Consider the following 11,791-nt stretch of genomic DNA (forward strand, 5'->3'; position numbering starts at 1 on the left):
TTGATGGAATCGCTGTTCCGCCTGTCAGAGCCGTATACCATATAATATTAGCTTGATTAAACTGAACGCTTGCAAATGTCGGCGCATTTGCCTGACAGAAGTTTTGTGTTCCTGCGGTCACCAATGTTGGTGTTCCCGGATCGCTTACAATCACGTCAACTGCCAGCCTAACAGTGCTCTCGCATCCCGTTGCTGGATCTGAGATTGCTGCATAGTATGTGCCGCTTGTTAAAGCTGTTGTTGGAGCTATAACTGTTCCGCCTGTTAAAGCAGTATACCATACAATATTAGTTTGGTTAAACTGAACGCTTGCAAATGTCGGCGCATTTGCCTGACAGAAGTTCTGTGTTCCTGCAGTCACTAATGTTGGTGTTCCAGGATCGCTCACAATCACGTCAACTGCCAGCCTTACAGCGCTCTCGCAGCCTGTTGCCGGATCTGAGATTGCCGCATAGTATGTGCCGCTTGTTAAAGCTGTGGCTGATGGAATCGCTGTTCCGCCTGTCAGAGCCGTATACCAAACAATATTAGCTTGGTTAAACTGAACACTTGCAAATGTCGGCGCATTTGCCAAACAGAAGTTCTGTGTTCCCGCAGTAACCAATGTCGGTGTTCCCGGATCGCTTACAATCACGTCAACCGCCAGTCTTACAGCGCTCTCGCAGCCTGTCGTAGGATCTGAGATTGCTGCAAAATATTGTCCTGTTGTTAGAGCCGTAGTAGATGGAATCAACGGTCCGCCTGTTAAAGCTGTGTACCAAACTACGTTTGTTTGATTGAACTGAATGCTTGCAAAAGTTGGAGCATTTGCCTCACAGAAGTTCTGTGTTCCTGCAGTCACCAATGTAGGTGTTCCCGGATCGCTTACAATCACATCAACCGTTAATCTTGAAGCGCTCTCGCAGCCTGTCGTAGGATCTGAGATTGCGGCAAAATATTGTCCTGTTGTCAAAGCTGTAGTAGATGGAATCAACGTTCCGGCTGTTATGGCTGTATACCAAACTATATTGGTTTCATTTGTCTGAATGCTTGCAAATGTCGGTGCATTTGCCAAACAGAAGTTTTGTGCTCCCGCAGTCACCAATGTTGGAGTTCCCGGATCGCTTACAATCACATCAACCGTTAATCTTGCAGCGCTTTCGCAGCCTGTTGTCGGATCTTTTATCGCAGCATAATAGGTGCCTGTAGTTAAAGCTGTTGTAGATGGAATTGCAGTTCCCCCTGTTAAAGCTGTATACCATATAATATTGGCCTCATTAAACTGAACACTTGCAAATGTTGGCGCATTTGACAAACAGAAGTTTTGCGTTCCTGCTGTTACCAATGTTGGAGTTCCCGAATCGCTGACAATCACGTCAACTGCAAGTCTTACTGCGCTTTCGCAGTTTGTTGTCGGATCTTTTATCGCAGCATAATAAGTGCCAGTGGTTAAAGCTGTTGTAGATGGAATTGCTGTTCCGCCTGTTAAAGCTGTATACCACACAATATTGGCTTCATTAAACTGAACGCTTGCAAATGTTGGCGCATTTGACAAACAGAAGTTTTGCGTTCCTGCTGTTACCAAAGTCGGAGTTCCTGGATCATTTACATTTACTGTTACCGCCAATCTCACTGAACTTTCGCAGTTTGTTGTCGGATCTTTTATCGCAGCATAATAAGTGCCAGTGGTTAAAGCTGTTGTAGATGGAATTGCTGTTCCGCCTGTTAAAGCTGTATACCACACAATATTGGCTTCATTAAACTGAACGCTTGCAAATGTTGGCGCATTTGCCAAACAGAAGTTTTGCGTTCCTGCTGTTACCAAAGTCGGAGTTCCTGGATCATTTACATTTACTGTAACTGCTAATCTTACTGAACTTTCACAACCTGTAACAGCATCAATAGCTGCTCCATAATAAATTCTTGTTATTAACGGAGTAGTCGAAGCAATTACATTTCCTCCTGTTGCCGCATCGTACCAAACCACATTGCTTTCGTTTACTTGGATGTTGGCAACTGTAGAAGCACTAGACAAACAGAAATTCTGAGGATTCTGTGTAGTTGTTGGTGTATTTGGATCACTAACAATAATTACCGCATCTTGTAATGTTCCTGCTAAGTTTTCGCAAGTATTAGTGCTTGCAACAGCAACATAATAAGTTTTAGGGCTTACTGCTTTTGTTAAACCTGAAGCGGTCAAAACACCGGCAGCATCTATAGTATAAGTAACTCCCGCTATAACAGCTCCGTTTGTAATTGGCTGTGTTTTATTTGCATCTAAATACCAAGTAAATACTGGACTTGATAATGTTGGTGCAGTTGGCGTTAATGATGCAGGTACACCATTACAAACTGTTACATCATCTACTAAAATATCATTTACTGTTGAAGGAGGTAAAATTGTAAATGTAATTTGTTTTCTATCTGCTGCCGCGATTTCACAGAATTCATCTGAACTCACTCCCACAAAATAGGTATAAGTTCCCGGAATCAATCCGTTTACTACCAATTGTGCCGTTGTTTGACCTGTCACCAACTGAGCTGTTGTTCCGTCAAAACGATACCAATGATAAACAGGGTTTGTTAAAACTGGCGTTCCTGTTAAACCTGTTGCCAAAGTTACAGCTCCTGAAGCAGAACAAACCGAAGTTGCTGTTCCTCCATTTAAAGTAATATCTGTTAAAGCATTTACTGGAGCAGAAGCTCTAACTTCGACAGTTACTTCTCCTCTTGTATAATTTTCGCAACCATAACGTACTGGCTGTACATAGTATTTATAAATTCCAGCAGTTAAATTTGCTGGCACCGTAAAGGTAATTCCCGATGCAAGCAAGTTTCCTCCTGTTGGCGCATCATACCATCTATAAGTCGAACAAGCCACCTCTGGAATTTGGAGCTTAATATCGGTTCCTGGACAGACCGTTATTTTATTCTGCGGATCTGCACCTATAACAGTTGTATTGGCTGTTCTTTCCACAGTATGAACTCTTAAAAAGTCTAATACTCCAGCAACACCTCCAAAACGAATTCTTACTCGATCATAAATTTCTGTTGGAGAAGATACCAATACCATCGCCAAAGAATTTCCTGGTAATAATTTTAAACTTAATAAAGTACTTGTATTTTGGATTGGAGCACCAACTGCCACATTTCCTAAATAACGTTGAACTGAAAATCCTGTTAGCAAATTAACTGTTAAAAGAGTACCTGGTTTAGAAACCACTATTCTTAATGTATCACTAAGAACAGAAGGGGTTTTAAATTGTACTGTTAAGTCTGCAGCCGCTAAAACTCCTGCCCCACTATACATTGTAGCAAAAGTAGATATATCCTTATCAGCAACATTCCAAACATCACTTACTCCTACCAAAGCAGTCGCAGCTCCAATTCCTAAGTCAGTTGCTCCATAAAAAACATCTTGAATATCTCCATCTGTACATGTTACCGAAGTAACCGGTTTTTTATAATAAGCATCAAATACTTTTGTATTTTGAGCAACACTTAAAACAGAAGAAGACACAACACGAATACCGTCATAATCTTGCGGTCCTGAAGCATCTGAAGGAACAAAAGTAAATTCATACGTATTATCTCCTGAAAGTAAATTTAATAATGATCCTGATACTGGTTGCCCAGTACCGATTAGAGCACCATTTTTTGTGCCCACTACCGATAAATTCTGACCAACAGCCAATAGACTATATTCAGAACCTAATTTAACTGTTACAGGAGTACCTTTAGCAATATTGGCTGGCCAAGTTAAATTTTGCCATGTTGTACCAACACCCAAAAGTCCTAAACCAGTAGTAATGGTTGAGAATGTTTGAGGGTTTCCATCTACTGCATTTGCACCGTTTGAAACACCTCCAGTAATTATAGACCCTTGAGTTTGAGCTGTTGCATAAACTCGATCTGTTAAGTTTTGACAGCTTGTAAGATCAATTACATTAATTACTTTAGTTGCTGTAGCTGTACAAGTTCCGTCTGTTGCAACAGCTGTGTAAGTATAGATCCCAGGCGTATTTAATGGTCCTGTTGCAAAAGGAGGACCTGCAATCGCAACTCCTTGTGGATTAAACCATGTAATTGTTCCTGTAGAAGTTGCTACTAATGCGACATCTGTTCCAACATTTACAGATTCTTGTGGGTTAGTTACCACTAAAGTTGGTGATGCAGTAATCGATACGGTTACAGATTGTCTAACAGAAGGACAAGTACTTCCTGTACTTTGTGCCTCTATAGAATAAACACCACTTACTGTAATATTTGCAGCGGCATCAGCAGTTATTACATTATTTGAAGGATCATAAAATGTATAAGTCGTACTTCCTGATGAATCAAAATTAGTAATTGCATTTACCAAATTAGCACTTCCACAGGCTTGCAATGGAGTAGCGATAACAGTTAAAGGTGTGGTTGAAGGGAAATTAACTGTTACTAGTTTTAAATCTCCATTAACATTTTCACAAGTACCACCATTTAAAGCTGCTATGTAATAATTGTAAGGTGATCCAACCGCAGTTAAACCTGTTAATGAAAGAGCTCCGGTAACCGCATCTTTTGCGAATGTTACTCCGCCAATAACACTTCCATCTACAATTTCTGTAGTTTTGTTTTGATCTGTATAATATTTAAATGTAGCTCCAGCAATATCAGAAGATGGAGCTAACACAGCTGTTCCTGTACAAGTCGCTTCAATTGGACTTGCAATAACAATATTTGCCGCAGTCGGAATTGGTAAAACATTCACTGTCACTGCTTGGCGTAAGCTGTTAACACAAGTACCTCCACGTGTCGCTTCTAAATAATATGTGGTGGTGGTTGTTAATGGAGCTGTTGGAGCTACACTTACAATATTACCACCTGTTGGAGCATCATACCATGCAAAAGTTTCTCCTCCCGTTGAAGAAGCTGACAACGAAGCTGTTTGCCCTGCACAGATTGGTGTTGCTGCTCCTGTGATGGTAGCATTTGCAAATCTGTAAGAAGCATCATAAATATCTAGAGAAGAAAGAGCTGTTAATAGTCCTGTCAAGCGAACTTGAACACTTGTAAATGCTCCAGCTGCAACAAGGCTAGCTCTAAAACGATTACCACCTAAAAGCTGTACATTCAATAATGAGCTAATATTAGTCAGATCAGTATTTGGAGTTCCTCCGTTAAAACTTTGCAAACTAATGTTAGAAAGTGCACTAATATCGAGAAGTCCCGTTGGAATACCCAATTCTACATCAATAATATCTCCTGCTTGTCCGGAAGAAGCAAAAGTCAATGTCTGTTGAATATAATCAACTACACCTAAAGGTACGTTTAAAGTAGCTGCTGTAGTATTGCTATTGTCAACAGAATTACCATCATTAGCAGAGCCACATGTCAAACAACCTGTTGCTCCTCCTTTCGCTATTGCCTGTAAATTTGCATGAAGACAAGTGCTTATTGCATCTATTACCGTAACCGTTACAACACCTCTTGCAGTATTAGCACAATCAGTAGCTAGGCTAGAAGCCTCTACATAATAAGTTTGATTACTTGTTAATATTGGAGTCGTAAAGGAAGTAACATTACTAGCCACTAGATTTCCATTTGTTGCTGCATCAAACCAATTGTATCTTACTCCACCAACTGGATTTGCAATAGTCAATGTAGCACTTTGACCAGACTGAATAATTACATTAGATGATGTAAAAGTTGGTGTTGCAGGTATTGGACTAACAGTCAAATTTACCGCTGTACGTGTTGGCGATGTACATGCACCAATAGTAGCTTCTACAAAATAAGATGTATTTACAGTTAATACAGGAGTCGCAAAAGAATTACCTGTAAATAGTAAAGTACCGCCGGTAGCAGCATCATACCAATTATATGTAGTCCCGACCACTGGCGCTTGCACTGTAATAGTAGATGTCTGTCCAGCGCAAAGATTCAATGGAGTCGGCGTAACAGCTGGCGCTACAGGATTATCAATTAAAACTTGAACCGATGATCTTTCACTATTCACACAGCCATTTCTCGTAACCTCAAGATAATAAGTCGCTGGTGCAGTTAAAGCTGGCGTTGTATAAGACGCTGTCGAAGCCAATGAAGTGCCTCCTGTAGGAACATTATACCAATTTACTGTTTCTCCTACTGCAAGTGCAGCTGTTAAAGTAGTTGTTGTTCCGCTGCAAATAGTAGTATCCCCAGAAACAACTGGAGCTTTATAAGTATAGGCTGCCTGATAAATGTCTAAATTAGTTAAAAGACCTGCAATACCTCCTAAACGAACCTCTACGCGGTCAAAATTGGCACCAGCCGTAACGCTAGCTCTATATTTAGTACCACTTAATAATTGCAAAGTAATTAGAGGATTATTAATCGCAACTCTATCATTATTATAAGTTGTACCATTGTAAGTTGCCAAACTAATTACGCTTAATAACTGAACATCGGCTAAACCTCCTGGCAATTCTAAGTCAACATCAACACGATCTCCTGCTTTTCCAGGATTAGTAAATTGTAATGTTTGCTGCATAGACCCTACTACATTAGCAGGAATAGTCAGTCTTGCTGCAGTTGCAGGATTTCCGTCTACAGAGAAATTCGGATTTGTAGCATTACACAATAAACATATTCCCACTTGGCTAGTTACCTGACTGCTAGCTTCAAGACATCCTCCCAAAGCTGATGGCTGAACCGTTACAGTAACTGGTACTCTAGTTGCGCTAACACAATTTCCATTTGGGCTTTGCGCTTCAACATAATAAGTTTTAGTAGCTGTTAAAATTGGTGTGGTAAAAGTGGATGTATTTGTTGCAACCGCCGTACCGCCAGTTGCGGTTTCGTACCAATTCAATTGTGCTCCAACATCAGTAGTTGTAGCACTTAAGGTTGCATTCTGCCCAGATTGTATAGTTACACTTTGAGTGAGAACTGTCGGTGTAACCGGTACAGCTGTAGAAACAACATCAATCTTAGTACGAGTCGGACTAATACAGCTTCCGATAGAAGCTTCTACATAAAATGAGGTCGTTCCTAGAGGCACTGTTGGAGAATAAGTAGTTCCACTCGCTAGAGATAAACCTCCCGTTGGCGAAGAAAACCAATTATATGTTGTTCCAGGCACGGCATTCACTAACGATAATGTAGTTTGCTGTGTTGCACCGCTAGAACAAACTGTGGTTCCCACATTGCTATAAGCAGGTGCAACTGGATTAGAAACATTTAAGACAACAGGCACACGAACATTTCCTTCGCATCCTGCTGCTCTAGTTATTCCTATATAATATGTAGTATTTGCTGTTAAAGCAGGAGTTGTATATGTATTCCCTACTGCCAAAGCTGTTGTTGAAAATTCAGAACCATACCAAGCTAGCGTAGTACCTGCCGCAGGTGTTGCGGTAAGAGTTGTCGGAACTCCAGCACAAACAGTTTGTGTTAAACCACCAGAGACAGTTGGCTGTGCAAATTCTAGTCTAACATCATAGACTCTTAAGCTTGTTAGAAGAGCTAACACACCTCCTCCAACTTGAATTTGAATTTGATTGGTATCACCCGTAATAGGGAATTTTGCAACAGCAACAGTATTGCCACTTAGCAAACTTAAATTCAAAAGCGGACTATTTAAAGCCACACTTGAACCAACGTTGCTTCCCGAATTTTTAGCTTGAACTGTTGCATTTGATAACAAACTTAAATCAAGTAATCCGTTGCCAGTACCAATGTATATTGCAACTTGGTCACCGGCTCGAGCCGTTTGATTTAAGGTCAATGTTTCTTCTGCAAAACACCCAGCTACTGCAACACCATTTGATAAGGTCGCATAGGTGGATAAGCCAGCGCTATCAAAAGCATTGGCAGGACTGTTAACATCTACTCCTAAACACAAAAGCCCTCCTCCCGCACTATTTGTCTGAGACACAGGTCTACAAATAGTCTGAGAGAATGCATTAGTGCATATAAAGAATAAAGCTAAAAGTCCTAATAATCTCATTTGAGAGTTGAGATTACAAAAAGTAAATTTTTTTTTCATAATTTGGAAGATTAGAAAATGGACAATAAAACACCTCTTGCAGTAAGTTCAAACACCTACGCAATAAACAATCAATTAAAAATCAAACAGTTAAAACAAATCCTAGCAACTTACTAAAAAGCTCCTAAATTCTGTTTTGCAAAAAAAATATGCTGAATTCGGCATATCAAAATATACCGGAGAACATATTCAATCTCTCTGAGACAAAATAAGTTCTGCTTTTTGAGGAAAATGATTGTAGTCAATTTTCCTATAGGAGTGATTTGTTGCAGGCCTAATTTTCATAACGAAAATTTAATTGAGGCAGAACTGGGGAGTTCTTATATATGAGTCAATTCATTTTTTAGAGAAAGTTGATTAGTCATTCCTAAAAATATCCAGCTACAAAGCTCGATTAGAATCTACATTATATCCAATAAAAATATTACTCCTTATAATCGCCACACCCAATGGGGTAATTATAAGACAGCAAACCAAAATGCAAGTTTTTTGAGAAAAAATTAAATATGTTATAACGATTAAAACTATCGTTGAGATGAAGTAAGCCTATTAATGTGAAAAATAAACCTAAAATAAAGTAAACAACTAAAGTAAATTTGATAAAGAAAGTAATTGTCAATTCCATACGCAGACTTATTAAGTTATTATTTAATTTTTCTAATTTCTATCTCAACAATTAGAAAAATAATTTTACATTATATGTTTTGAAAACAAAAAGAAAAACTTTGTTTAACTTTTGTTACCTAAAATTAGGAAAAACAAAAACATAAAACAAGCCTAAAATTCTTATAATTTATTCTTAAAACTTTTATTTCAAAATTATACACAACGCTAAACATCAGAAAAAACGGTACTTTTAACATAATTTGACGGTCATATATCAATTAAATAAAATCTTAAACAAAATATGTTAAATCGTTGTAATAGAAGTATAATCTTACAATTTGTATAATTTTATTGATAAAATTGACCCTAATTAAGCGTAATTAAGCGTAAAAACATTCAATTTCCTTCAAAAAAATTCAATTTTGAAAGACTTTGAAGAATTTCAAAAAAACAAGTAGAAATACGGGGTTAAAATTTAGAAAAAGATTAAACAAAAGTTAAAAAACAAAAAAAGCAGGCAACTAATTAACAATTGCCTGCCTTTTAAATATTTTGGAAAATAAAACTACGATTCTATAATTGTATTAATCTGTTTAAATAATTGACCATCACTTAAAAAAGCTCCTTGTTTAATCAATTCAAAAATCGAAGAATTTCGCTCATCTGTAAATACCTTCTTACCAACTTTCATCTCAATATTGTCCGTAAACATATTATCACTTAACCACTGAAGTCCTTCTTTGGTTAAAAAATCAACTTCAGGAGAAAACGATTTTAAAACAATAGATTGAATATAAGTATCGAAACAATGAAACAAAAAGATATGATTTTTAGAAAAATGCTCTAAATATTCTGCTCTTGTCAATACCCCTTCCCAAATCAAATCTGAAAAAACATCAAGCTCCTGTTCTGCAACTTCTGGTTTATTAACTTTAAGTTCTTCCCACTCTTTTCTATCTATTGCTTGTGTAGCCAAAAAACTGGCAAATTCAGCATGTAATTCATCAAATTGTTCTTTTGTTAATCTTGCGTATTTCATTTCTTTTAAGGCTTTGTGCTTTACGCTGTACGCTCTAAGCCTCAGCCATAAGTCTAATTATTAATATCAATCCTTTATTAAACAAAAAAATCCCGATTTACATCGGGATTTTGGTATAGATTTTAAAACTATTACTTTTCAGCAACAATTTCGTATGGTAACTCAACAATTACATCTCTGTGTAAACGGATACTAGCACTGTATTTTCCAGTACGTTTTACGATACCACTAGTGATGAATTTTCTGTCGATAGCGTTTCCAGATTTTTCTAAAGCTTCAGCAATGTCGATGTTTGTGATAGAACCAAAAAGTTTCTCTCCACCAGCTTTTGCAGAAATTTTAATTTCAAGAGCTTTAATTGCTTCAGCCAATGATTTAGCATCTGCAACAATTTTAGCTTCTTTGTGTGCTCTTTGTTTTAGATTTTCAGCTAAAACTTTTTTAGCAGAAGGAGTTGCTAAAGTAGCAAAACCTTGAGGAATTAAAAAGTTACGACCGTAACCAGGTTTTACAGATACTACATCATCTTTAAATCCTAAGTTTTGTACGTCTTGTTTTAAAATAATTTCCATGTTGTTGTCCTTATTTTTAGAAGTTAGGTTCTGCTTCAACAGAAACCAGCGACTAGATTTTTATACTATTTTAATAAATCGGCCACGTATGGCATTAAAGCTAAGTGACGAGCTCTTTTCACAGCTACAGAAACTTTTCTTTGGTATTTTAATGAAGTTCCAGTTAAACGACGAGGAAGAATTTTTCCTTGCTCATTAACGAATTTCAATAAGAAATCAGCATCTTTATAATCGATATATTTGATTCCTGATTTTTTGAAACGGCAATACTTTTTAGTTTTGTTAGTTTCAATGTTTAAAGGCGTTAAATATCTGATATCTCCGTCTTTTTTCCCTTTTGCAGATTGTTCGATTGTAGACATAATAATTACGCTTTAGTAGATTTTAATTTTGCTCTTCTTCTCTCAGCCCATGAAATAGCATGTTTGTCTAAACTTACAGTTAAGAAACGCATAACTCTTTCATCACGTCTGAATTCAGTTTCAAAAGCTAAAAGAACTTCTCCAGCTACTTTGAATTCGAATAAGTGATAAAAACCACTTTTTTTGTTTTGGATTTCGTAAGCCATTTTTTTAAGACCCCAATCCTCTTTCGATACCATTTCAGCTCCTCTACTAGTAAGAAATTCTTCAAATTTCGTTACTGTTTCCTTCACCTGAACCTCAGATAAAACGGGATTTAAAATGAAAACAGTTTCATAATGATTCATAAATAAAAATTTTATTTGTTAAAATTGGGTGCAAAAGTAAGCATTAAATTTATATATCCAACATTTTTTTTCTTTTATTCGTCATAATGCAAAAAAGATGCCTCAACTTTAGTTTTTTTTACAAAAAAATAATACATTTACTACTGCTATCCTGAATTTATTCTAAATTTAAATGTTATGAAACTAAACTGTGTTGTTGTAGATGATAGTTCTATACAAAGGACAATTATTGCCAAATTGGTAAATAATCACCCAGGCTTGCATTTAATCGGGGATTTCTCTAATGCCATTGAAGCAAAAAGTTGTATCTCATTAAATAATATCGATTTAATATTTCTTGACATAGAAATGCCAGTTATTAACGGATTTGATTTCCTTGACGGATTAAAATCAAAACCGCAGATTATATTTATCACTTCTAAAGCCGAATATGCCCTAAAAGCTTTCGACTATGATGCTACCGACTATCTTCAAAAACCAATTGCAGTAGATCGCTTCAATGCCTCCGTAAAAAGGGCAATCGACATGCATTTGCTTAAAAAAGATATCAAAGAAGAAGAAGGAGAACATATATTCATCAAAAGTAATCTAAAAAAACTTAAAATCTTCACTTCAAAAATAAAATGGATTGAAGCTTTTGGAGATTATGTAAGAGTAGTTACCGAAGACGACAGCAATCTTGTTCTTTCTACCATGAAATCTTTTGAAAATGATTTATCGAAAGATAAATTCATACGTGTTCACAAATCATATATTATTAATATAGATAAGGTTGAGCGCTTTAATAGCAAATTTGCCGAAATAGGAATTACCAAAATACCTTTAAGCCGAAACAAAAAAGAAGACCTTGTAAAAGCACTTTCAACTTCTTCTTAATT

At 36.9% G+C, this 11,791-nt stretch carries 6 protein-coding genes; 1 reads left to right on the forward strand and 5 read right to left on the reverse strand.

All coding sequences use genetic code 11. From position 1 onward, the window contains the following. From DMB71_RS11995 to rpsF, 5 genes are all read right to left on the reverse strand, one after another. Positions 1 to 7,987 (reverse strand): Ig-like domain-containing protein (locus DMB71_RS11995; RefSeq protein ID WP_111366948.1); only part of this gene is annotated, 7,987 nt, incomplete at its 3' end. 1,171 nt (positions 7,988 to 9,158) lie between these two features. Next, positions 9,159 to 9,632 (reverse strand): DUF6495 family protein, encoded by a 474-nt coding sequence (locus DMB71_RS12000; RefSeq protein WP_111366387.1) that lies wholly within the window; start codon positions 9,630 to 9,632, stop codon positions 9,159 to 9,161. Positions 9,633 to 9,763: 131 nt separating this feature from the next. Then, on the reverse strand, positions 9,764 to 10,204 hold the full coding sequence (gene rplI, locus DMB71_RS12005; protein ID WP_111366389.1) for a 50S ribosomal protein L9: 441 nt from the start codon (positions 10,202 to 10,204) through the stop codon (positions 9,764 to 9,766). Between the two features lie 65 nt (positions 10,205 to 10,269). Next, the gene (gene rpsR, locus DMB71_RS12010) at positions 10,270 to 10,566 is read right to left on the reverse strand and encodes a 30S ribosomal protein S18 (RefSeq protein WP_002987043.1); all 297 of its coding nucleotides are present in this window, start codon (positions 10,564 to 10,566) and stop codon (positions 10,270 to 10,272) included. Between the two features lie 5 nt (positions 10,567 to 10,571). Then, positions 10,572 to 10,913, reverse strand: a complete 342-nt coding sequence (rpsF, locus tag DMB71_RS12015) for a 30S ribosomal protein S6 (protein ID WP_068842999.1) — start codon at positions 10,911 to 10,913, stop codon at positions 10,572 to 10,574. Between the two features lie 177 nt (positions 10,914 to 11,090). Here rpsF and DMB71_RS12020 point away from each other — a divergent pair, with 177 nt between their 5' ends. Further along, positions 11,091 to 11,789 (forward strand): LytR/AlgR family response regulator transcription factor, encoded by a 699-nt coding sequence (locus DMB71_RS12020; RefSeq protein ID WP_008463025.1) that lies wholly within the window; start codon positions 11,091 to 11,093, stop codon positions 11,787 to 11,789. Positions 11,790 to 11,791 lie beyond the last annotated feature (2 nt).

The organism is Flavobacterium tistrianum (assembly GCF_003254545.1).
Taxonomy (GTDB): Bacteria; Bacteroidota; Bacteroidia; order Flavobacteriales; family Flavobacteriaceae; genus Flavobacterium; species Flavobacterium tistrianum.

What these genes read in the sequence shown, in the direction of transcription:
- DMB71_RS12000 (WP_111366387.1), bottom strand. Translation starts at nt 9,632, where the DNA reads ATGAAATACGCAAGATTAACAAAAGAACAATTTGATGAATTACATGCT.
- rplI (WP_111366389.1), bottom strand. Translation starts at nt 10,204, where the DNA reads ATGGAAATTATTTTAAAACAAGACGTACAAAACTTAGGATTTAAAGAT.
- rpsR (WP_002987043.1), bottom strand. Translation starts at nt 10,566, where the DNA reads ATGTCTACAATCGAACAATCTGCAAAAGGGAAAAAAGACGGAGATATC.
- rpsF (WP_068842999.1), bottom strand. Translation starts at nt 10,913, where the DNA reads ATGAATCATTATGAAACTGTTTTCATTTTAAATCCCGTTTTATCTGAG.
- DMB71_RS12020 (WP_008463025.1), top strand. Translation starts at nt 11,091, where the DNA reads ATGAAACTAAACTGTGTTGTTGTAGATGATAGTTCTATACAAAGGACA.